Below are 22,327 nucleotides of genomic sequence, written 5' to 3' on the forward strand. Positions count from 1 at the left end.
GCATCGCTCGCAGCATCAAACTGCTCGTTGACCATAATTGCTTGCCTGTCCTACAACCCAGCCAAACTGTCATAACCTCTGTGCAGCGGTACTAGTGACCTATGGCGATCGATACCGCGCATTTACAGCAGTGGATCGGCAGAAGCGAGCGCGTTTCCGACACGCTTGGCCCGACGCCGATCGCCGCACTTGCCGCCACGCTTGACAAAGAAGACACCTCGGTCGCGCCCGGCAATGCATTGCCTCCGTTATGGCATTGGCTCTACTTTTTGCCGTTGCACCGGCAGTCGCTGGTGGGTCCGGACGGACATCCGAAGCGCGGCGGTTTCCTGCCGCCGGTGGCCTTGCCGCGGCGAATGTGGGCGGGCAGTCAGTTGACGTTTTTACGGGAGCTGAAGGCTGGCGATGCGATCATCCGCTTGTCGACGATCGCGGACGTGGCGCACAAGCAAGGTCGAAGTGGCGACCTGGTGTTCGTCAAGGTGCTGCATCAGATCAGCGATGCGGCAGGCGTGGCGATCACGGAGCATCAGGACATTGTCTATCGCGATCATCCTGTCCCGGGTGAAAAGCTGCCCGCACTCCAGCCGGCTCCCGAAGGCGCGCAATGGACGCGGGAGATCCATCCGGATCCCGTGCAGTTGTTCCGCTATTCCGCATTGACGCTCAACGGTCATCGCATTCACTACGACAGGCCCTATGCAATGGAGCAGGAAGGCTATCAGGGGCTTGTGGTGCACGGCCCGTTTCTGGCGACGCTGCTGCTGGATCTGGTGCGATCGGCTCTTCCCGGCGCGCGGGTCGTGGCGTTTTCGTTTCGCGCAGTCAGTCCGGTGATCGACACGGCGCCATTCGTTGTTTGTGGACGTCCGGACAGCGATGACGGCAAGACGCTCAAACTGTGGATCGCAGGTAGCGACGGCACCTTGCGCATGCAAGCGGAGGCCGTTCTGGGGTAACTGTCAGCGTTGTCGCCGATAGCGGACACCGGCTATTTCCGGCATCTGACGTTAATTTTCATGGGGCGTTATGCGTTCATTTCTGTTTGTTCCGGGGATACGGCCTGAGCGTTTTAGCAAAGCGCTCACTTCTGGCGCCGATACCGTGATCGTGGATCTCGAAGATGCGGTCGCTGAAGCGGACAAGGCGCAGGCTCGTCAATATGTCGCGGATGGCGCATCGGCATTCGGCGCATCGACCACGCGCGTGCTCGTGCGCATCAACGGCTTCGGTACGCCATGGTTCGATGACGACCTGGCGTTGCTCACGGCGCGCGGCATCGATGGCGTCGTATTGCCGAAAGCGGAGAGCGCGGAAGCTCTTCTTAATGTTGCGCGCGTGAGCGGCAAGCCGATTCTGCCGATCGTCGAATCGGCACTCGGCGTGTGGCAGGTTCTCGAGGTGGCCAGGGCGCCCGGCGTGGAGCGGCTCGTATTCGGTTCGGTCGATCTAGAACTGGATCTGGATTGCTCAGGTTCATGGGATGCGCTCCTCTATGCCCGCTCGAGGATCGTTCTGGCGTCGCGGGTCGCAGGTCTGCTGCCGCCAGTGGATGGCGTAACCGTAACGCTCGATGACACCGCGCAACTCGCGGCAGATGCATCGGCCGCGCGACGCCTGGGTTTCGGCGGCAAGCTGTGCATCCATCCGAAGCAGGTAGCTCAGGTCAATGCCTCGTTCAGTCCGGGCGAGGATGAACTAGCGAAGGCGCGGGAAGTGGTCGAAGCATTTGAGCGTGCTGGCGGCGGCGCGGTGTCCGTCGACGGACGGATGGTGGATCTGCCGGTTCTGCTCAAGGCGCGGCGTCAGTTGGCGATGGCAGGTGGCTCGACCGGCGCACTGAATAGCAACGCACCGGACAGCGGTTGCGTTAGTGAATCGTGTGTCGGATAGAGATCGCCGCTTTGCCGCGCGCCTGGATCGAGTCGCTGTGCGGCAGAACAACCAGCCGCGGCTGAGCGGCCGGCCATCAAGGTCGCTCGCGGCTGGTGACGTGTCGGGACCGTATTAAACCGGATCCCAAGGCGTCAATGTGAGTGACGGCACGTTCGGGAAGAAGCTCGACTCGAACGCGGGCATCACCTGTTCGGCGATCGACTCCGGGGTCCAGCCGCCATCGCGATGCAGCGAGCGCACCATGCGGATCTGGTTGAAGAAATAGATTTCGTTAGCACGTGCACCGAAGATCTGCCCCGATACCTTCGCCGCGCGATCCGACGCCAGATAGACCGCAAGCGGCGCCACCTTGCGCGCTTCCATTTTCTTCATGATCTCGACGCGCGCCTTCTGCTCGGGCGTCTCGGACGGAATCGATGCGGTCATCGCGGTCCATGCCCATGGCGCGATACAGTTTGAGCGCACATTGAACTTCGCCATGTCGAGCGCGATCGACTTCGATAGGCCCACGACGCCCATCTTCGCCGCCGAGTAGTTGGCCTGGCCGATATTGCCGATCAGACCGGAGGTGGAAGTCATGTGAACGTAGCTGCCGCCGTTCTGCGCCTTGAAGTGCGGTGCGGCGGCGCGCGCCACAAAAAACGAACCGTTCAGATGCACGTCGACAACGGCCTTCCATTCTTCCGGGCTCATGTTGAAGAACATACGGTCGCGTACGATGCCCGCATTGTTGATCACGCAATCGACTCTCCCGAAGGTGTCGAGCGCTGCCTGCACGATCTTTTGCGCCGAATCCCATTCGGCCACGCTATCCGTACTCGCCACGGCTTCGCCGCCTGCTTCCCGGATTTCCGCGACGACGCGCTGTGCCGCGAACTCGCCACTTTCCGCATGACGCCCCAGATCGTTGACCACCACTTTCGCGCCGGCCGCCGCGAACTGCAGCGCGAAATCGCGGCCGATGCCCGCTCCCGCTCCGGTTACGACCACCACCTTGTCTTTCACGATATCGCTCACTGTCGTCTCCATTCGTTTCAGGCGTTGATGTAGAAAATCCGTCAGCCTATAATAACAAAACTGAACATCGTTGCATATTGTGAACGGAAGGGCGATGCGTCGACTCTTCACTTAAACCCCGCAGGACGACATCGATGAAACAGTGGCAATGCATCTTTTGTGGATTTTTCTACGACGAATCCGTCGGCCTTCCCGCCGAAGGCTTTCCGCCTGGCACCCGCTGGGCGGACATTTCCGAAGACTGGGTCTGCCCGGAATGCGGGGCGGCGAAGGCGGACTTCGTGATGATTGAAGTGTGATGCTTGCAGCCGTGCAGTACGGTTGCGCGGATAACGTCGCCACGATCACGATCACAATCGATTAGCCGCGGGTCAACGCATTGAGCGTTGCCGTGCGAAGCGGTTTGTTGCGCGTCTTAAGCCCGCTCGAATATTGCTGCCAGCCCCTGACCACCGCCTATGCACATTGCCTCGAGACCGTAGCGACCCTTGCGCCGTTGCAGTTCGAAGAGCAGCGTGGTCATCATGCGGACACCCGTGGCGCCGATCGGATGACCCAGCGAGATGCCGGAACCGTTGACGTTGAGCCGCTCCGGGTCGTTCCATCCCCATCCTTTGAGTACCGCCAGCACCTGGCAGGCGAATGCTTCGTTCAGTTCGACAAGATCCATCTGATCGATCGACAAGCCGGTGCGTGCCATCAGTTTCTGGACGGCGGGCACGGGGCCGATTCCCATGCGCGACGGCTCGCAGCCCGCCGCGGCCCAGCCATTCAGATACGCCATCGGCTCCAGACCGAGTGCTTCGAGTTTGTCCTCCGCGACGACGAGACACGCGGCTGCCGCATCGTTTTGCTGGCTGGAATTGCCTGCGGTGACGGTGCCACCCGGGATCAGTGCCCGCAGCTTGCCGAGGCTCTCCATGCTGGCGTCCTCGCGAAAGCCTTCGTCCTGCGCAAAGACGAGCGGGGCGGCTTTTTTCTGCGGGACGGTGACCGCCACTGTTTCGGCTGCCATGCGGCCTGACGCCCAGGCTTGAGCAGCGCGGCGATGGCTGCGCACCGCATATTCGTCGGCTTCTTCACGGCTGATGTGAAAGTCGTTGGCGAGGTTTTCAGCTGTTTCTATCATTCCCGAAATGTGTCCGAAGCGCGCCTCCGGTTGCGAGCGTTCGCGGCCACGCGCGAGCCGGTCGTGGAACTGTACCGAACCCGCGCGTGCACCCCATCGCATGTCGGTGCTGTAGTACTCGATGTTGCTCATGCTCTCGACACCGCCCGCCAGCACGACATCGGCCGCGCCGGTCTGGACCATCATGGCGGCCGTCGCGAGCGCCTGGAGTCCGCCGCCGCAACGCCGGTCAAGCTGCATGCCGGGTACTTCGACCGGCAGTCCGGCTTGCAAGGCGATCCAGCGTCCCACGCAAGGCGTTTCGCTGTTCGCGTACGACTGCGCGAACACCACGTCGTCGATCCGCATGGGATCGAGCCCGGTGCGTTTGAGGACTTCCTGGGTCACCAGTGCGCCCAGTTCCTCGACCGGCACGCTGCGCAAGCTGCCGCCAAAAGTGCCGACCGGCGTGCGTACGGGAGAGACGATCGCTGCGCGTTTCATATGCGTTCCTTCAATGGGTGTGGATCTTGTCGCCGGCTGCGTGGCGACCGGATTGCGTCAGAGGGCTCCGGCGTTTGAGCATTCGAGCGCGGCCCGGTAGTCGGGGTGGGCGATCGACAGCAGGCGCTCGCGTCGCTGTTTCAAGGTGAGTCCGCGCAGGTCCGCGACGCCGTATTCGGTGACGATGATGCCGGCATCGCTGCGCGGCGTGCTGACGGGGCCGCTGAGCGTCGCGACAATGCGGCTTGCGGCCTTGCCTGCTGTCGACGGCATCGCGACTACGGGCAGGCCGCCTCTGGCATGCCGTGCGCCGCGCAGGAAATCGAGTGCGCCGCCTACGGCGCCGACGTAGCTGCCGTTGGCCACTTCTGCGTTGATCTGCCCGCTGAGGTCGACTTCGAGCGCCGAATTCAGAGCGACAAAACGGTCGATGCGGGCCAGTACGTCAGGATTGTGCGTGTAGTTCGTTGAGCGAAACTGTACGGCCGGGTTGCGATGTGCGAACCCATGAATGCGGCGGCCGCCCATCATCACGCCGGCAATTGTCAAACCCCTGTCGACATTCTTGCGCGTGTTGTTGATCACCCCGGCGTCCATCAGATCGGCGACCTTGTCTCCGATCGCACCCGAGTGAACCCCCAGGTTGCGCCGGTCGGACAGACGCGCAAGCACGGCTTCGGGAATCGCACCGAGCCCGAATTGAAGCGTTGAGCCGTCCTCGATCAAACCGGCAACATGGGTCGCGATCGCCAGTTCGACTTCGCCGATTCTGCTGGGGGGATTTTCAAGCGGCGCGCGCGATGTCGGCAGAATGAAGTCGAGGTCGGCGTGTCGCAGATAGCGCTCGCCATACGTCCACGGTGCCTGCTCGTTGATTTCCGCGACGATGACGCGGGCGGTGTCCAGCGCCGGAACGAGATACTCGTGCGCGATCGACAGGCTGTAGCGGCCTTCATGATCCGGAGGTGCCAGTTGCAGCAGCAGCACGTCGATTTTGAGTGGGCCGGAGCGCATCATCTGCGGGAATTGCGAGTAGTGGCACGGCAACACATCAAGTGCGCCGGCCCGCGCCAAAGCGCGATTGGCGCCGGAGCCGCAGTAGGAAACGAAGTCGATGCAGTCGGCGTGTTCAGGCCGGCATGTATCGGTGGTGCTCGCGCCCAGAAACACACGGAACCGGCCGATCTCCCGTCGCTGCGCAATGAGTGCCTGAGTCAGCGGCACTGGTTCCGCGTTCGCCTGACCCCACATGATGTTGTCGCCAGGGCGGACGATGGAGCGAAAGTCGATGGAGCCGGCTTGCAGGAGTATGGGCATGAGGCTGACGGAGGGCGAACGGAATGGCTCGGCGCTATGTCTTCGCGACGGCATTCTGCGTGCGAATGACGCCGGCAGCACCAAGCGCGGCGATGTGTTCGTCGGCGTAGCCGAGCGTGTCGAGAATCTCCGCTGTGTGCTCGCCGATGGCCGGAATCGACAGTGATGGTTGTGCCGGATCGCGCTGGAACCGGATCGCGCTGCCAAGATGCCGGCGGCCGTTCGCATCGATGTTCACCATCTGACGGGCCTGCGTGTGTGGCTGCGCTAGCGCATCGGTCAGGGTCATCACAGGCGCGACACTGATACGACGGCCTTCGAACCACGCAAGCCATTCGCTCAGTGTGCGTGTCAGGAACCTCCTCGTCAGGAAGGCGCTTAGCCCGGCTTGTGCTGCGCCGGCCGGTCCGACCGCGACGCTAATCAGATCCGGGCGGCCTAGCGGCGTCAGCAGATTGGTCGCGAAGTCGAGTTCGCGTCCACCCAGGCAAAGCCATTGCGCATCGCGCGTCTGATACGCTGCGAGTAGGGCAATCGCGTTGCTACCGTATGCACTGTCGACCGGACCGCTTGCTGCAGGGTTGAGCGCGCGAGCGGTCAAATGCGGCTGTGCGCACAGCGCGGCGTCGTACAGTGAAATATCGACGAAGTCTCCCGCACCCGTTTCACGCGCATGCAACAAGGCCATCAACACGGCGGATAACGCCGTCAACGAACCGGCCAGCGCGGCAAGCGAGGCGCCTGAGGTCACGGGCACGCCGCGCTCATCGCGCGGCAATGTGCCGGCCATGGCCTGGATGACCGGGTCGTGCGCGGGCATTTGCGCAAGCGGGCCGGTCTGGCCGAATGCGGTCAGCGAACAGTAGACGAGGCGCGCATTGGTGCGGCTCACCGTGTCGTAATCGATGCCCAGGCGCGCCGCCACACCCGGCCGTGACGACTCGATGACGACGTCGGCCGCGTCGATCAGTTTACGCGCGATGGCGAGGCCGTCGGGGTGTTTCAGATCCACTGCGATGCTGCGCTTGCCGCGATTGAGCGCCACAAAGAACTCGCTGTCCGACTCGAGCGGCCCGCGTGCCGCCTCGCCCGTCAGCGGTTCCAGTTTGATGACGTCGGCGCCATGGTCGGCAAGATTCGATGCGAGCATCGGCCCAGGCATGAACTGCGACAGATCGACGACGCGAACACCCGCAAGCTTCATGCGGCGGGCACCTCGAATGCGAAGGGCCGTTGCGCGATTGCGGCGGCCTGCTGCATGATTCGCGCGATCAGTTCGGCGCAGGTGGGCAGATCGTGAATCAGGCCTGTCACCATGCCGGCCGGAAAGGCGCCGCCTTCAACGTCGCCGCTCGCGAATGCGTCCATCCAGCGGGTCGCACCGGTCAGCGCATACAGGTCGGCGACGGTGGCGCCGCCTGCGTTCTCCAGTTCGATTGCCGCGAGACTGACGGTGTTCTTGATCACACGGCTCGAATCGCGGAGCGTGCGTCCAACCAGCAAGGTGTCGCGTTCGGTGGCTTCCAGCAGGCGTTGCTTGATCGCGGGATGCACGCGCGATTCCTGCGTGAGCATGAAGCGTGTGCCCATATTGATACCGTCCGCACCGAGCGCGAGCGCGGCCATCAGGCCCCGGCCATCCGCGAAGCCGCCTGAGGCGAGCAGCGGAATCTTCAGCTTGTCCGCGGCGGCGGGGATCAGGATCAGCCCCGGAATATCGTCTTCGCCTGGATGCCCCGCGCATTCGAATCCGTCGATGCTCACCGCGTCAGCGCCGAGCACTTCAGCCTTCAACGCGTGCCGTACGGCGACGCATTTATGGATCACTTTGACGCCGTTTGCCTTGAACGTTTCGATGTACTTTGCGGGATTGCTGCCGGCGGTTTCGACAACCGGTACCCTTCGGTCGATGATGGTGCGCACGTAGCCGTCATAGTCGAGCCCGGCGTTACTGCCGAGCAGCGTCAGATTCACACCAAACGGTTTGTCGCTGAGCGCGCGCACCTGGTCGATCTCCCGCGCCAGTGCGTCGGCGCTCGCATGGGTGTGCGCGGAAATGAAGCCGAGTCCGCCGGCATTACCGACCGCCGCCGCGAGTTCCGCGCGAGCCACCCAGCGCATGCCGCCCTGGATGATCGGGTAGTCGATGCCGAGCAGTTCGGTGATGCGATTCTTTTGAGAGCTCATGGTCGGTCGTGAAGCCAGGATAGCGAATGACAGGTTGAAAAGGATCAGTCGAGCGGGTGTCGTTCAACTGATTCAGGCGACTGCAAGTTCATGCGTGCGCATGGTGCTCAGCAATGGCGAAACACGGGTTTGCGCTTTTCGGCGAATGCGGCCATGCCTTCCTTGCGGTCTTCAGTGGCGAAGGTCGAATAGGCCATTCGCCTTTCGAACAGGATTCCTTCGGCGAGACTCGACTCGTAGGCGCGATTGACACATTCCTTCGCAATTGCAACGACAGGTTGCGAGAATCCGGCGATGACGTCCGCTGTCTTCAACGCTTCGTCCAGCAACTCATCGAGGGGCACGACGCGGCTAACCAGCCCGCAGCGTTCGGCTTCGACGGCATCCATCTTGCGTCCGGTGAGGATCATCTCCATCGCCTTCGATTTGCCGAGCACGCGTGTGAGACGTTGCGTGCCGCCAGCGCCGGGAATGGTGGCCAGCGTGATTTCAGGCAGCGCGAAGCGGGCGTTGTCGGCGGCGAGAATGAAGTCGCACATCATCGCCAGTTCGCAACCGCCTCCCAGCGCGAGGCCGGCCACAGCGGCGATCACGGGTTTCCGGCAACGTGCCGTGCGTTCCCAGTTAGACGTGATGAACTGGTTCTTGAGCACGTCCATGTAGGTCCACTCGCCCATCATCTTGATGTCGGCGCCGGCGGCAAAGGCTTTTTCACTTCCGGTCAGTACGATTGCACCGATCGCTTCGTCGGCTTCGAAAGCGTCGAGCGCAGCAGTCAACTCATTCGTCAACTGGTTGTTTAGCGCGTTGTACGCTTGCGGCCGATTGAGCTTGATGAGACCGGTCTTGCCGCGTGTTTCGACGATGAGCGTTTCATAGGCCATGAGTTTTCCTCGCATGAATCCGGATGAACACGTATGCCAGCATGCCGTCCCGGCGACGAGGCATGCATCGGTACCCGCAGCGAGTTCCGGCGCGCTGCATCGCAGCACAAATCTGGACGGATCGGCGGTGTGCGGGCTTGCTCGTTATTTGAACGGTGTTTATAATTGTGAATGCGCGATGAGGCTTTGTCAATCGAGCTTCGAGCTAGCGCTCCATCACAATGACGCAAGGAGGCACGGCATGACGACACGCCATGAGGACGGACAGATACGTACGGAGCAGCGCGGCCATATTCTGTTGATCGGCATCGATCGTCCGGAAAAGCGCAACGGCTTTACCCCTAAAATGTTCGAGGAACTGGCCAAGGCGTACACGCTTCTCGAAGCGAGTCCCGATCTTTTCTGCGGGCTGCTTTACGCCGAGGGCGATCACTTCACCGCTGGCCTCGACATGCCGAAGATCGTGCCGTTGCGCCGCGAAGGCAAGCCATTGCTTCCGGTTGGCGAAGTCGACCCGTTCAATCTGCGCGAACCGTTACGCAAGAAGCCGGTGGTGATCGCGCTGAAGGGAATCAGTTTTACGGTGGCTGTCGAGCTGATGCTGGCGTCCGAGGTGGCGGTGGCCGCCGACAATTGCCGCTTTTCGCAGATGGAGGTCAAGCGCGGCATCATGGCAGGCTGTGGTGCGACGATCCGGATGGTGGATCGCGCAGGGTGGGGTAACGCAATGAAGATCCTGCTCACTGGCGACGAATTCACGGCACAGGACGCGTATCGCATGAATTTCGTGCAGGAAGTGGTGCCGGCGGGTGAGGAGTTCGGGCGGGCGCTGGAAATCGCGGAGCGTATTGCCGCGCAGGCTCCGCTGGCCGTGCAGGCTACCATGGCCAATGCCCGCGTGTCGCTTGGGTCGGGATGGCTGGACGCGTATTCGAAGATCCAGTCGACCCAACAGATTCTTTACAACACGGAAGACGCGAGGGAAGGCGTGCAGTCGTTTGTCGAAAGGCGTACCGCGAGATTCATTGGGCGCTAGTCTGGCGGCAAGCAAGGCAAACGGCCACGATAAAAGGCGGGGCGCAGGCGAGCGCCCCCGACGCTGGAAGACGACAGGTCCGGACGCAGCGTCCGGTACGAATTCAACGGAAACGATTCGATATGACGAAAGGTGCGTTGTCCGGGATTCGCGTGCTCGATCTGAGCCGCATTCTCGCAGGCCCATGGGGCGCGCAGATGCTGGCGGATCTGGGGGCGGAAGTGATCAAGGTGGAACGCCCGGGTAAGGGTGACGATTCGCGCCAGTTTGGTCCGCCGTTCCTGAAAGATCGCGATGGCAACGACACGCGTGAATCGACCTTTTTCATCAGCGCAAACCGGGGCAAGAAGTCGATTACCTGCGACATCGCCACCCCGGACGGGCAGGCGTTGATCCGGTCGCTCGCGGCGAAATGCGACGTGCTGCTGGAAAACTACAAGGTGGGGGACCTGAAGCGCTACGGGCTCGATTATGCAAGTCTCAAGCTCGTCAATCCGCGCCTCGTTTACTGCTCGATCACAGGTTTCGGGCAGACGGGGCCGTACAGTCCGCGGCCGGGCTACGATTCGATCTTCCAGGCGATGGGTGGCCTGATGAGCATCACAGGCAACGGCGACGACATGCCCGGCGGTGGTCCCATGAAAACCGGTCCGAGCCTCGCGGATATTCTGTGCGGCCAGTACGCGGCGTCCGCGATCGTGGCGGCCCTCTATCATCGTGATGCAGGCGGCGAGCAAAGCGGCGAAGGGCAGTACATCGACCTCTCGCTGCTGGACTCGATGATCGCTGCCACCTCGCACTATGCGAGCCAGTACCTGGTGTCCGGCGAGGTGCCGGTGCGGCGCGGCACCGAGGGGAACGGAGGCATGCCGTCCCGGATGTTCCGGTGCGCGGATCGCGACATCATGATCGTGGCGGGGAACAACGAGCAGTACGCGCGGCTATGCAAGGTACTCGATCACCCGGAACTCGCCACGGACCCGCGTTTTAGCGAGATCGCGCTGCGGGTTAGGAACCGCCGGGCGCTCGGTGAAGCGTTCGAGCCGCTGATCGCGCAGTGGCGGAGTGACGAATTGCTGGTTGCACTAGATGCCGCAGGTGTGCCGGCGGGTCCGATCAACAACCTGGAGCAGGTGTTCGCGGATCCGCATGTCCAGGCACGGCAGATGTGCGTGGAGGTCGCGCATCCGCTGTCAAACGATGCAGTACGCATGGTCGCCAACCCAGTGAAGATGTCCGGCACTCCGATCGATGCGTACATGCCGCCGCCGATGCTCGGCCAGCATACCGAAATCGTGCTGCGCGATCTGCTGGACATGTCGAGTGCGGAAATCGATGCACTGCGTGCACGCAAGGTCATTTGATCCCGCGGCGTAACTAAAGCATCGTCTGTCCGCCATCGACATTGAGGGTCTGTCCTGTCACGTAACCCGCGCTCTCGCTGCAAAGGAATGCAACGACTCGTCCAATATCCTTCTCCGGATCGCCGAAACGGCCCAGCGAGATTTCGGCCAGATAACGCGCGCGCTCTACCGGATTCGCTTCCAGATAGGCATCGGCGGCAGGCGTGAGCGCCGCGGGACACACCACGTTGACCGTGATGCCGAAGGGCCCCCATTCGCGCGCGGCGACTCGCGACAAGGCCCGGATACCTTCCTTGGCTGCAGCGTACGGCGCGAATCCCTGCGTACCCTCAATGCCGGTGCGCGAGGCGAAATTGACGATCCGGCCGGAACCTTGCTGCTTCATGTGAGGCAGTACGGCCTGCATGAAATACAACGTGCCGTAGAGACCGGACTCGAGCGTTTCGCACCAGTTTTCATCGGTTACCGCTTCCAGCGGCACGCCCGGCGTGCTGCTTTGTGCGTTGTTGACAAGAACGTCGATACGCCCGAAATGCTCGATGGCGAGAGCCACCGTTTTATCTGCATCGGCACGCTTGCGCGTGTCGCCAGGCACCACGAGTACCTGAACGCCGTGTTCCTTCAGCATAGTTTCGGCCTTTCGCAGCTTCGTTTCGGTGCGTCCCGTCAGAACGAGGTTTGCACCCTCGCTGGCCAGCGCAATTGCAATCCCCAGTCCTAATCCTTGCCCGCCGCCAGTGATGATGGCAACCCGGTCCTTGAGTGCACTCATGAATCAACTCCTTCGCGATACGACTATTGAACGCTCGCACGATGCGGATCAAACCGGCTCATGATGCAGGACAGCATCGTGTCGAACACATTTGTGAACGTCGTTCAATTATAATGCAAGCATGCCTTTTTATGGTCTTGGCGTAATCCCGAATCCTCCAGGAATATGTATGCTAAACCGGCGACCGACGTGAGACTATGTGAATGGTTCATTTATAATGGGTGCGATCAAATGGAAGGGGAGTGATATGTCGAAAGAAATCCTGGCTTCGGCTGACAAGGATGTAACCGGACCGCGTTCGCTGACTCGTCTGCTCGGGTTGTTCGATGTGTTGGCTAAAGCGTCGGACGGGATGTCGCTGGCAGAACTGAACGTCGCACTGGAGTCGCCCAAGAGTAGCTTGTTGAATCTGTTGCGGCCGCTTGTGGCAGAAGGGTTTCTGATGCACGACGGTGGCCGTTACCGGCTGGGGCCGTCCATTTTCCGGCTGTCCGCGAATGTGATGGCCGTATGGAATTTCTCGAAGATGCTGCGTCCGTATCTGGTCGAACTGTCGGAGCGGACTCACGAGACGGTCTATATCGGTGTCCTCGATCCGGAGCATAAGGTCATTACGTACGTCGACGTCATCGAAAGCGCACAGTCCATTCGATACTCGATGATTGTCGGCATGCGCCGGCCGCTGTATTGCACTGCTGCCGGACGCGTTCTGCTGGCTTATGCGCCGGACGAATTTGTGACCGAGTACCTGCGCACCGTCAAACTCGAGCGTCATACGGAGCAAACCACAGTCAACAAGAAAGTCCTGCGCGAGGAACTGCAGCATATTGTGGAGACGGGTTTGTCGGTCAGCCGCGGCGAACTGCTGCCCGACTCGGCGGGTCTGTCGTCGCCGATTTTCGGGCCGAACGGTGAGGTGATCGCGGCGATGGCAGTCGGTGCGCCGCTGGAGCGGTTCGATCGCCAACGCAAGCATCTCGAGGAACAGATGCTTGCGGTCGCACAGCGGGCCTCGGCCTTGGGTAAGGCGAGCGAAGAAGAGTAAGCCCGGCGAGGCGCCTCACGCTTCTTCACGGCGCTCTCACGGGCCCCAAACAGCGGCGCCCGTGAGAGGGTGCCGCTCTGATTCATTGCATGCGTGCAGGGCCGCTCAGGCCGGCGCCTTCGATAACATTGGGACGGTGTTCCGGGCCGCGACGCTTCGGCAACGCATACGCGATAAAGAGCCCTAGCAGCGCACTGCCGGCAACATAGCCAAACACCACCACATAGCTTTGCGCCGCCGGAAACGAGGCGCCGCCGTTGCTCACGGAGGCGCCCTGCAGCAGCGTGAAAACCGCTTGCGCGCCAACTGCGAAGAAGCACGAGAAAAACACGTAGAGCAGGCCGGTCGCTTCGCCTGTCTGTTGCGCGGGTGTGGCTTCGATAATCAGGTTGTAGACAGCGGTCTGCGCAAAGGCGAGCCCGAACGAACAGAGCATCGCGCCTGGAACGAACAGCACCACACTGCGATGAAGCGGGATCAGGCACGCCCAGGCAACCACCAGCATGGTCATGCCGATCAGCGCCGCCGGCCGCGCGGCATGGCGTGCGGCAACGCGACCGCTCCACGGACTGGCGAGCATCGCGGTGACGTTAAAGGTGAACATGAGGAGGCCCGCGCCGGTCGCTGTCAGTCCGAACCCGGCCCGTGTCCACGCCGGCTGCTGCAAAAAGAGCGAGAACACCTGTCCGAGTTGCATGGCGCCGACCGCGATGCACATCATGCAGGCGTTCGCGAGGATCACCTGGCGTTTGGCCAGTAAGCGGATGTTGATAAGCGGATCCGCCACGCTGCGCTGATGCCGCGCCCAGAACCACAGTATCACCGCGCCACCGATCAGCAAGCCGGCGGTTCGCGGATCCCGCAGTCCCCATGTGTGGATTTGCTGCACCGCAAAGAGAATCGCACACAACGCCGGCGCGAAGGCGAGGCCGCGCACGAAATCGATTTGCGTGCCGGGCCTGGGGCTCGATTTCGGCACGCACAAACGTACCGCCGCGATTGTCATCACGCACAGCACGACTTTCAGCCAGAACCCGCCTTGCCATGAGTAGCGATCTATCACGATACCGGCGCAAATGTAGATCAATCCGGCCGAGACCATGCCGGCCGCGGTGACAAGTCCGACTGCCGAAGGTATATCGCGGGCCGGCAGATTTTCGCGGACGAGCCCCATGGAAAGCGGTGTGATGCCCGACGCGATCGACTGCATCACGCAGCCGGCGATCAGCACGGCGAGGTTTGGCGCGCATGCCGACACGATGCCTCCCACGGTAGCGATCGCGAGTACCATGAGCAGGACACGCCGGTAGCCGAGCAGATCCCCCAGCCGTCCACAGATTGCCGCGAAGACCGCCGCGCCGAGCCAGTACGCGGTCACCGTCCAGCCAACCGAGGCTGATCCGGGGAAAACCCTGTAGAGCGTCACGAGCATCGTGTAAATCACGGTGATGCCGGCTGACGCCGAGACCGCCGATATCAGTAGCGCAAGCAGGAACCAGCGTCGAGGACCCTCGACGAGCGGTTGACGCGAAGACGATTGCGGCAGTGCATCAGCGTGCATTGGATGTCTCCTTTTTAGGTCGGCTTTTGTTCATTTTCTCATAGTTGAACACCGTGCGCATAGTTACATAAAATATTTCGCGTATGTCCTGCGCATTGTGATGGTCGCTTTCGCCGATATCAATCCGGTATCGGTCTTTCTGGTTTCGATATGGGGGTTTGAACGTCGACTGCGTGTGCCGATACTCTGGTATCAGCAGGCCAACAGGCGCGGCATTGATTGCTCGCTTCATATCGACAGGAGACTTTTTCATGCAGACCTACCAAGGAAAGATCTACGACGCCGACACGCATTTCTACGAAGTGGAGGATGCGTTCAGCCGGTACCTGCCCGAGAAGTTCAAGAAAGAATGGGGCTTTACCAGCCGGGTTACCGCAGAAGGAAACCGCTGCATGTACGTCGGCGATCGCAAGGTGGAGATCAGCGAAGGCTACACGTCGGCAGAAGGGCTCGTGCCGCCGCCGGGGAAACTGCACGAATGGCTGCGAGCCATGAAGGACGGCCAGAGCAACGTCGAAATGCGGGTGCCTCCGACTCCGGACATGTTCAACCGTGATGCGCGTCTGAAGAAAATGGATGAGTTCGGCGTCGAGGCGTGCACGATGTATGTCGGCGAAATGGTGGCGTGCATTTCCTATCTGAACGAACCCGTTGCGGCAAACGCTGTACTGCACGCGTACAACCGCTGGATGCTCGACGACTGGACCTTCAACTACAAGGACCGTATTTACAGCACGCCGATCGTGACGCTCGACGATCTCGACTCTGCCGTCGCCGAAGCAAAATGGCTGGTGGCGAATGGCGTGCGTGTGATTCTGATGCCGATGGGTCCGTTCAATGGACGCGCGCCTGGCGACCCGTATTTCGATCCGTACTGGTCGATTCTGAACGAGGCGGGTGTGTGCGTGACTTTCCACGTTTCAGAAGCCATCTACATGAAGGACCACATGGCCGTATGGGGCGAACCGGTACAGCAGTCGCGCCAGCGCCAGACCGCTTTTGTGTGGATGCATGGTTACGGCGAGCGTCCCGTGATCGAAACGCTGTCGTCCTTCATCTTCTACAATTTCTTCGAGCGTTTTCCGAACGTCAAACTGTGCAGCGCGGAAAACGGCGCGGAGTGGGTACCATCCATGCTGGTCAAGATGGACAAGTGCCGGGGTATGTCGAAGAATGGCTACTGGCCCTGTGGTCAGTTGAAGAGCCGGCCGAGCCAGATTTTCAAGGAAAATGTCTTCGTGGTAGCGTATCCGGAAGACGACCTGGCACAGATCGTCGAGCAGACCGGTTCGGCGGACTTCCTGTTGATGGGCTCCGACTATCCGCACGCAGAAGGCGTTCCTGAACCCATCGATTTCGCAAGCGAAGCGTGCGGGCCGTTGTCCGAGGAGGACACCCGGAAAATCATGTATGACAACGGGCGCCGCTTCCTGCCCGCCCGGGCCTAGCCGCTCGATATCGTGTCGCCACACGGGAGACATCGGGCTGCAAGCTTCACGAGCTTTTTTGACTGATCAAATGACTACGCAAGCGCGAGTGAGGAGCTGCAACGCCCCCGCACATTTGCGTCACTGTGGACAGGCTAGCCATGAATTTACTGGACTATCAGGCGTTGTTGCTGGAGCGTGACGGCGGCATCCTCACCGTTACCCTCAACCGGCCCGATACGTTGAACGCGTTCGACGAACAGATGGACGTCGAGTTTTCGCGGCTCTTCGTCGACGTTACGGAAGATCCCGAAACCCGGGTTGTCGTGCTCACGGGGGCCGGCCGTGCATTTAGCGCCGGCGGCGATATCGAGCACATGCAACAGGTGATCGACGATCCGTCGCAGTTTCTTGCCGGTATGCAGCGCGCAAAGAAAATCATCTTTTCGATGCTCGATTGTCCGAAACCCGTCATTGCCAAGATCAACGGTCACGCGGTGGGACTCGGGGCGACCATCGCGCTTTTTTGCGATCTGAGTTACGCGGCAAACCATGCGAAGATCGGCGATCCACATGTGAAGGTGGGTTTCGTCGCGGGTGACGGCGGGGCGGTCATCTGGCCGCAACTCATCGGCTATGCGAAGGCCAAGGAATATCTGCTGACCGGCGATCTGCTGGGTGCAGAAGAGGCGGCCCGTCTCGGCCTGATCAACTACGCCGTTCCAGCCGACGAACTCGATGCGGTCGTAGCCACGATGGCGAAGCGTCTGGCATCGGGTGCTTCGCTGGCCATCCAGTGGACCAAGACCTCGATCAACATTGGTTTGAAGCAACTGGCGCATTCGATACTCGATGCGTCTATCGCCTATGAGGCGCTGTCCAATCAGACAGAGGATCATCAGGAAGCGGTGAATGCGTTTCGCGAGAAGCGCGATCCGGTTTTCAAGGGCCGCTAGGCAGCCTGCGCCTGGTTGGGACGGGGCCATTCCGTTACGAAACAGAGGTGTTTTACATGCAACGAGTCGTCGCGATTACAGGTGGATTCGGCACACTCGGACGGGCGGTTGGCGATGCGTTTGCCGCCGACGGGTGGAAGGTCGCGTTGCTGGATCGGGCATCGGCGCCTGACGCGTCGGCCCAGGAGGGGCAGGAAGGGCAGGACACCCAATGGCGGCTGGGTGGCGTCGATCTGACCGATCTCGGCCGCGCACGGACGGCGATGTCGTCGGTCGTCGAGCGGTTCGGATCGCTGACTGCGTTGATCAACGTGGCCGGTGGCTTTCGCTGGGAAACGCTGGCTGATAGTGATCTGGATGCTTGGGATCTGATGTACCAGATGAACGTTCGCACGGCGGCGACGGCATCGAGGGCGGCGCTTGATCTGATTGGCGCCGAACCGCAGGGCGGCCGCATCGTCAATATCAGTGCAGGGGCGGCGCTGCGCGCGGGCACGGGGATGGGTGCCTATGCGGCATCAAAAGCGGGCGTGCTACGTCTTACCGAAGCGCTCGCCGACGAACTGAAGGATCGCGGCATTACAGTGAACGCGATTTTGCCAGGCACCATCGATACGCCGCAGAATCGCAAGGACATGCCTGATGCGGATTTTTCGCGCTGGGTGCAGCCTGCTGACATCGCGGCGGTTATTCTCTTCCTCGCGTCCCAGGCTGCCTCGGCCGTGACCGGTGCGGCCATTCCGGTCACTGGCCGTTCATAGAGCCGTGCACGGGGCGCCGTCTTCCGTAGGGTGACGTGCTGGTGGACGCTGCTTTACGAGGCGAGGGTCTGAAGCGGTCGGCGGGCCCTCGCGATCCCCTTGACGTCCAGGATCCCACGAGGGCCTCGCCACTCAGGTCAAACGCGTCAGGGAATCCGTGCTGAATCCGAGAAACGGTTCACCCAGACGGGCGCGTCGAGCCCAGTGCGCGTCATGCAGCAGCGAGCGTCCCACTCCGATCAGATCGAACTCGTTGCGCAGGAACCGTTCGAGCAACGGCGTGAGGTCGGGCTGGGCAACGGTTTCCGTCCCGGCCATCGAGTCATAGAAACCTTTGTTGATCCCGATGCCGCCTACGGTCATCGACAGCTTACCCGTCACCTTTTTCACCCAGCCGGCGAGATTCATCTCCGAGCCGTCGAACTCCGCGCGATTGAAATACCGCGTGCTGGCCTCGAAAATATCGACGCCCGCCTCGGCGAGCTGCCCGAGCGTCTGTTCGAGTTCAGCAGGCGTGGTCGCAAGACGTGCCTTGAAATCCTGCTGTTTCCACTGCGAAAAGCGGAAACTGATGGGCATGGCTTCGCCGATCTCCGCGCGTATTTCGCGGACCACTTCCGCGGCAAAACGGCTCCTGGCAGTCCGATCTTTGCCCCAGGCGTCGGCGCGTTGATTGGTCTCACTCCAAAGAAAGGAATCGATCAGGTAGCCGTGGCCGCCGTGAATGGCAATTCCGTCGAACCCCGCGGCCTTCGCGTATGACGCGCTGCGGCGATAGGCAGCGATGACATCTGCGATTTCTTCATCGCTCATCGCGCGGGTAGGGGCACTCACGCGCGCCAGATAGCCGGCATCGAGCGAGGTCAGGCGACCGGCCGGACCCCACAGTCCGGAAGGGCGCATCGGCGCTGCAGCAGGAACGGGACCAGTATTGGCTTCCTTCATCGGACCCATGTGCCACAACTGCGGAAAAATCACACCGCCACTCGTGTGTACCGCATCCGTCACACACCGCCACGCTGCGACCGACTCCGCTCCGGCCAGTGTCGGGATTGAGTTTTCTCCGAGACCGGCTTCGCCGAGTGCCGATGGATGATCGATGCCGACACCTTCAGTAATGATGAGCCCCGTCTCGCCTTCGGCGCGCCGCTGATAATACGAGGCGACATCAGGCCCGGGCATGCCGTCGGGAGAGAAGCCGCGCGTCATCGGCGACATGACGATACGGTTTGCCAGCGTAACTCCGCGGACCGAAAGTGGCGTAAAGAGTGGCGCTGTGATCATACCTGTCTCCGTGCGTATAGTTGACTTGCGTACGGATAATGATACGCTAGATTCCTGCCGCAAAAAAGCGTGCCGGCCCAGTTTCAGGTCGTGGGCCAGATGGATGCATAGAAGAGGGCGGGACCTAAGTTCGCGAGTTGTGCTGGTGGTCGGGCAACTGATACCGCCACGCCGAGAGCAGCAACTGCTGAATGTGTGCGGCACGCTGCTCGCGTTGCGCGGGCGTGGTTGGAATGCCCATCAGGACTTCCACGCTGCCGGCCACGAGCGTCAGCAGGTCGCGGGCGGCCTGTGGCGCGTCGGAGACGTTTATCGTCCCGCCTTGAGCGGCCGAGGCGATGAAGGCCGCTACCGGTTCCAGCATCGCATTCACATATTGCAGGAATCCCTTCGCTACATCCGGAAAGCGATGCGATTCCCCGACACTGACGCGGGTGATTTCGATCGTGTCCGTGGTCGCCATATGGTCCGTCAGTGTGCGCACCAGGACCAGCAATGTCTTCGCGAAGTCGCGGCGCGGCTTCAGCAGTTGTTCGATCCTGCCACGCAGATCCGACATGCCGTGCCAGATAGCAGCGCGAAACAGGTCTTCCTTGGTGCCGTACTGCCGGTAAACGGTGGTCTTGCTGATTCCCGCGCGCTCGGCGATTTCTTCGACTCTGGCCCCGCCGAACCCTTCTGCCCGAAAAGTCTGCGTGGCTGCGTTCAGGAGCCTTTCGCGCAATTCGGCGGCGGCGTCCTGCGTGGGGCGCCCCGCGGAGCGCGGTGCGGCTGTCGCAGTGCCGTCAACGGTAGTGGAGCGCGAAGCTCGAAGTGCCGAGGGCTTGACCATGGGCAGAGGGACACGAGGGAAAAGAAGAAAGTGTACTCACGTCCCTGCCGGTCCGCCAGTGGGGCCGACCTTGGGCAGGCCGGCGCGCCAGCTACGTCACACGTCGATCATGCCGCGGACATAAGATTCCATCGTGCCCGCGCAGGACAGCTTGTCCTCGCCTTCCTCGAGATCCGCGTAACGGCCGACCTGCCTGACGAGCGGCCCCTTGAAACCGTCCGTGGCGCCTTCGGGAGAGAAGTCGACTGTCACCTTGTCGCCAGTGATGAATCCGCCCCAGTACCCTTCGGCGAGCAGATCGAAGAACGCAAATCGGCCTTCGACCACTCCCTTGCCATCGGCGGGATTCAGCAGTTTTTCGCCTGACTTGTCGAGCACGAACGGGACGATCCACGGACAGATCGCATAGCCTTGTGCCACGTCGGACCACGGGCCGGTGCCGATCATTTCGGACATGCCATAGCTGTTCTGGACGTTCTCCGGTTGAATGCCATAGAAGTCGATGATCTGCTTGCGGAAATCGGCCGGCGCCTGAGTACCCTTCAAGCCGCCGCCTGTGGTGATAACCGTTTCCGGATGACAGATGCCATCCGCCACGCCGCGCCGGCGTGCGTAGTCGACCAGCGTCCAGTGCAGCGACCAGTTGCCTTGCACGAGCACAGGCCCATCGCGGCGAGCGAGTAGTTTGTCGAGAAAACGGTCAATCATTGCGCCGGTGTGTCGCTGACGCGCGGCCGCCTGCTCCTGGAAAGCCGCTATCTCGCTCGGCTTTGCGCTGCCGTCCGCGAGCGCGCGGCGCATGTGGCCCATCGCGATCGTCGCGGAGGCGAGCGCCGGATCATCGAACATCAGCGTGTTTTCGCTGCCGAGCTGCGTGGCGGCGCTCAGGACCGGCCCGATATGACGATGCGCGCCGCTCGGCGGCATCATCAGAAACACCGCACGTTTGCCGAAATCCCGCGCGATCAGCTTGTTTCCATACACGCCGAGTTTTACGCACGAGGCTGTTACGTGGTCCAGGTCGGCGCGCGTCTGATTGATGAAACTGCATTTACCGGAGGTGCCGCTCGAGCTGAACACATGGTGTCCTGCGTTATGCAGGCGATCCATCCATGCATCGACGTTGTCGACTCCGTCGACATTGACGTCAGTCACCGGTTTGCTCGTCAGCGTTTGCAGCCAGGTATTCAGATGCTTCCAGCGACCGCTTTCCACGAACTGTTCGGGATAGCTCTTGTAAATCTGATGCGCGAAAAGCAGCGGCACCATGTCGGCTTCGCTGCGGATTTCATCGACGCCCGTGTCGGCGGCGCGACGGCCTAGCAGTCTGATCTGTTCACGGCGTTGGGCGAAACGCTCCTGCATTGCCGTCAGTTGAAGCGCGCGCAAATTGTCGGGATGGTGGCGAAACGGGTCCCCGTCCTGTTCAAGCAGGCCGTAAAAGAGGTTGAGCGTCGACATGGTATCTCCGGCGTGACGTAACGTTGCGCCACGCGCCAGTGCGTTATTGATCGAAATCCGTGGCGCTCGAGACTTCGAGCCACGCGTCGAGGTTGTCCTGCAAGGACGCAAGTTTGTCGCGTACCACGCTCACGGCATCGGGCCCGAGCGGCAACCGCAACGGTGGCGGTTCGGCGCGAACCGCCTGAATAATCGCCGCCGCAGCCTTGGCCGGATCGCCGGACTGCGTACCGTGATAGTGGGACATCTGTTCGCGTATCCGGCCCACGGATTCCGCGTACGCAGGTTCGACGGCTTCGCTCCAGCGCAGCGAGTCGCCCGCAAAATTGGTGCGAAATCCGCCGGGTTCGACGAGTGTGACGTGCACGCCGAACGGTTTGAGTTCTCGCGCAAGCGACTCCGACAGGCCTTCGACCGCATGCTTGGAAGCGCAATAGAAGCTGCATCCCGTGATGCCGATCAACCCCGCGACAGACGACAGGTTGACGATATGTCCGGAGCCTCGCTGACGGAAGTGCGGCAGCACGGCCCGGATGGTGTTCACGGTGCCGAAGAAATTCGTATCGAAGACCTGTCTCGCCTCGGCGTCGGAGACCTCTTCCAGTGCGCCGAACAGACCGTATCCGGCGTTGTTGACGAGCACGTCGATGGTGCCTGCGTGAGCAAGCGCCTTTGCGATTGCGTGAGGCACGGCTGCTGAATCGGTGACGTCGAGCACGACGCCATGTGCGAATCCGGCAGGCGACATCTGTTCGAACGCCGCGATCTGAGAGGCGTTGCGTACGGTACCGACCACCCGGTCGCCACGAGCCAGGACGGCTTCGGCGAGGGCGCGGCCGAAGCCGGACGAGACACCCGTGATGAGCCAGATAGCGGAGGATGTCGGTATAGCGGTCATCAAAAATCTCTCCCGAG

The 22,327-nt window shown here is 61.5% G+C and carries 22 protein-coding genes; 9 read left to right on the top strand and 13 right to left on the bottom strand.

What is annotated here, in order from left to right:
• Positions 1 to 101: 101 nt before the first annotated feature.
• Together P3T25_RS03905 and P3T25_RS03910 are read left to right on the top strand one after the other, a co-directional pair.
• Entirely contained in the window at positions 102 to 959 is an 858-nt protein-coding gene (locus P3T25_RS03905) for an FAS1-like dehydratase domain-containing protein (protein WP_429357538.1), read from the top strand.
• Between the two features lie 70 nt (positions 960 to 1,029).
• Positions 1,030 to 1,893, top strand: coding sequence for an HpcH/HpaI aldolase/citrate lyase family protein (locus tag P3T25_RS03910; protein WP_429357539.1), 864 nt, complete (start codon positions 1,030 to 1,032; stop codon positions 1,891 to 1,893).
• A 114-nt stretch (positions 1,894 to 2,007) separates the two neighbouring features.
• On the opposite strand, the gene P3T25_RS03915 is transcribed toward P3T25_RS03910, so the two are convergent.
• On the bottom strand, positions 2,008 to 2,913 hold the full coding sequence (locus P3T25_RS03915) for an SDR family NAD(P)-dependent oxidoreductase (protein WP_429357540.1): 906 nt from the start codon (positions 2,911 to 2,913) through the stop codon (positions 2,008 to 2,010).
• A gap of 134 nt (positions 2,914 to 3,047) precedes the next feature.
• Here P3T25_RS03915 and P3T25_RS03920 point away from each other — a divergent pair, with 134 nt between their 5' ends.
• Complete coding sequence (locus tag P3T25_RS03920; protein ID WP_154558379.1) at positions 3,048 to 3,212, top strand: rubredoxin; 165 nt, start codon at positions 3,048 to 3,050, stop codon at positions 3,210 to 3,212.
• A 116-nt stretch (positions 3,213 to 3,328) separates the two neighbouring features.
• On the opposite strand, the gene P3T25_RS03925 is transcribed toward P3T25_RS03920, so the two are convergent.
• The 5 genes from P3T25_RS03925 to P3T25_RS03945 form a co-directional block, all read right to left on the bottom strand.
• Entirely contained in the window at positions 3,329 to 4,525 is a 1,197-nt protein-coding gene (locus P3T25_RS03925; protein ID WP_429357541.1) for an acetyl-CoA C-acetyltransferase, read from the bottom strand.
• Between the two features lie 57 nt (positions 4,526 to 4,582).
• The gene (locus P3T25_RS03930; RefSeq protein WP_429357542.1) at positions 4,583 to 5,842 is read right to left on the bottom strand and encodes an acetyl-CoA hydrolase/transferase family protein; all 1,260 of its coding nucleotides are present in this window, start codon (positions 5,840 to 5,842) and stop codon (positions 4,583 to 4,585) included.
• Positions 5,843 to 5,876: 34 nt separating this feature from the next.
• Complete coding sequence (locus P3T25_RS03935) at positions 5,877 to 7,046, bottom strand: CaiB/BaiF CoA transferase family protein (protein WP_429357543.1); 1,170 nt, start codon at positions 7,044 to 7,046, stop codon at positions 5,877 to 5,879.
• Entirely contained in the window at positions 7,043 to 8,029 is a 987-nt protein-coding gene (locus tag P3T25_RS03940; RefSeq protein WP_429357544.1) for an NAD(P)H-dependent flavin oxidoreductase, read from the bottom strand. The genes P3T25_RS03935 and P3T25_RS03940 overlap by 4 nt, the downstream gene beginning before the upstream one ends.
• A gap of 107 nt (positions 8,030 to 8,136) precedes the next feature.
• The gene (locus tag P3T25_RS03945; protein WP_429357545.1) at positions 8,137 to 8,913 is read right to left on the bottom strand and encodes an enoyl-CoA hydratase; all 777 of its coding nucleotides are present in this window, start codon (positions 8,911 to 8,913) and stop codon (positions 8,137 to 8,139) included.
• 241 nt (positions 8,914 to 9,154) lie between these two features.
• Here P3T25_RS03945 and P3T25_RS03950 point away from each other — a divergent pair, with 241 nt between their 5' ends.
• Together P3T25_RS03950 and P3T25_RS03955 are read left to right on the top strand one after the other, a co-directional pair.
• Positions 9,155 to 9,949 carry a crotonase/enoyl-CoA hydratase family protein gene (locus P3T25_RS03950; RefSeq protein WP_408270941.1) on the top strand — a complete coding sequence of 265 codons (795 nt, stop codon included), beginning with the start codon at positions 9,155 to 9,157 and terminating at the stop codon, positions 9,947 to 9,949.
• A gap of 122 nt (positions 9,950 to 10,071) precedes the next feature.
• The gene (locus P3T25_RS03955; protein WP_429357546.1) at positions 10,072 to 11,313 is read left to right on the top strand and encodes a CaiB/BaiF CoA transferase family protein; all 1,242 of its coding nucleotides are present in this window, start codon (positions 10,072 to 10,074) and stop codon (positions 11,311 to 11,313) included.
• A gap of 13 nt (positions 11,314 to 11,326) precedes the next feature.
• On the opposite strand, the gene P3T25_RS03960 is transcribed toward P3T25_RS03955, so the two are convergent.
• Positions 11,327 to 12,085, bottom strand: coding sequence for an SDR family NAD(P)-dependent oxidoreductase (locus P3T25_RS03960; protein WP_211700681.1), 759 nt, complete (start codon positions 12,083 to 12,085; stop codon positions 11,327 to 11,329).
• Positions 12,086 to 12,332: 247 nt separating this feature from the next.
• On the opposite strand from P3T25_RS03960, the gene P3T25_RS03965 reads away from it, so the two are divergent.
• Positions 12,333 to 13,130 carry an IclR family transcriptional regulator gene (locus P3T25_RS03965; RefSeq protein WP_211700682.1) on the top strand — a complete coding sequence of 266 codons (798 nt, stop codon included), beginning with the start codon at positions 12,333 to 12,335 and terminating at the stop codon, positions 13,128 to 13,130.
• A gap of 82 nt (positions 13,131 to 13,212) precedes the next feature.
• Here P3T25_RS03965 and P3T25_RS03970 read toward each other — a convergent pair whose 3' ends face one another.
• Both P3T25_RS03970 and P3T25_RS03975 read right to left on the bottom strand, forming a co-directional pair.
• Entirely contained in the window at positions 13,213 to 14,691 is a 1,479-nt protein-coding gene (locus P3T25_RS03970) for an MFS transporter (protein WP_429357547.1), read from the bottom strand.
• Positions 14,681 to 14,944 carry a hypothetical protein gene (locus P3T25_RS03975; protein WP_171926228.1) on the bottom strand — a complete coding sequence of 88 codons (264 nt, stop codon included), beginning with the start codon at positions 14,942 to 14,944 and terminating at the stop codon, positions 14,681 to 14,683. Before P3T25_RS03975 ends, P3T25_RS03970 begins: the two co-directional genes overlap by 11 nt.
• Between P3T25_RS03975 and P3T25_RS03980 the strand changes: the two genes are divergently transcribed.
• The 3 genes from P3T25_RS03980 (at position 14,943) to P3T25_RS03990 (ending at position 17,835) form a co-directional block, all read left to right on the top strand.
• Positions 14,943 to 16,139, top strand: coding sequence for an amidohydrolase family protein (locus tag P3T25_RS03980; RefSeq protein WP_154558390.1), 1,197 nt, complete (start codon positions 14,943 to 14,945; stop codon positions 16,137 to 16,139). The genes P3T25_RS03975 and P3T25_RS03980 overlap by 2 nt on opposite strands.
• Positions 16,140 to 16,279: 140 nt before the next feature.
• A complete protein-coding gene (locus tag P3T25_RS03985) occupies positions 16,280 to 17,074 on the top strand; it encodes an enoyl-CoA hydratase/isomerase family protein (RefSeq protein ID WP_408270924.1) in 795 nt (264 codons plus the stop codon).
• A gap of 56 nt (positions 17,075 to 17,130) precedes the next feature.
• Positions 17,131 to 17,835, top strand: a complete 705-nt coding sequence (locus P3T25_RS03990) for an SDR family NAD(P)-dependent oxidoreductase (RefSeq protein ID WP_429357548.1) — start codon at positions 17,131 to 17,133, stop codon at positions 17,833 to 17,835.
• A 132-nt stretch (positions 17,836 to 17,967) separates the two neighbouring features.
• On the opposite strand, the gene P3T25_RS03995 is transcribed toward P3T25_RS03990, so the two are convergent.
• From P3T25_RS03995 to P3T25_RS04010, 4 genes are all read right to left on the bottom strand, one after another.
• Entirely contained in the window at positions 17,968 to 19,119 is a 1,152-nt protein-coding gene (locus P3T25_RS03995; RefSeq protein ID WP_429357549.1) for an NADH:flavin oxidoreductase, read from the bottom strand.
• A gap of 124 nt (positions 19,120 to 19,243) precedes the next feature.
• Positions 19,244 to 19,951 carry a TetR/AcrR family transcriptional regulator gene (locus tag P3T25_RS04000; protein WP_429357550.1) on the bottom strand — a complete coding sequence of 236 codons (708 nt, stop codon included), beginning with the start codon at positions 19,949 to 19,951 and terminating at the stop codon, positions 19,244 to 19,246.
• Positions 19,952 to 20,047: 96 nt separating this feature from the next.
• Positions 20,048 to 21,412, bottom strand: a complete 1,365-nt coding sequence (locus P3T25_RS04005; protein ID WP_429357551.1) for a hypothetical protein — start codon at positions 21,410 to 21,412, stop codon at positions 20,048 to 20,050.
• A gap of 43 nt (positions 21,413 to 21,455) precedes the next feature.
• Positions 21,456 to 22,310, bottom strand: coding sequence for an oxidoreductase (locus tag P3T25_RS04010; protein WP_429357552.1), 855 nt, complete (start codon positions 22,308 to 22,310; stop codon positions 21,456 to 21,458).
• Positions 22,311 to 22,327 lie beyond the last annotated feature (17 nt).

It is taken from the genome of Paraburkholderia sp. GAS32 (genome assembly GCF_050434225.1).
Taxonomy (GTDB): Bacteria; Pseudomonadota; Gammaproteobacteria; order Burkholderiales; family Burkholderiaceae; genus Paraburkholderia; species Paraburkholderia madseniana.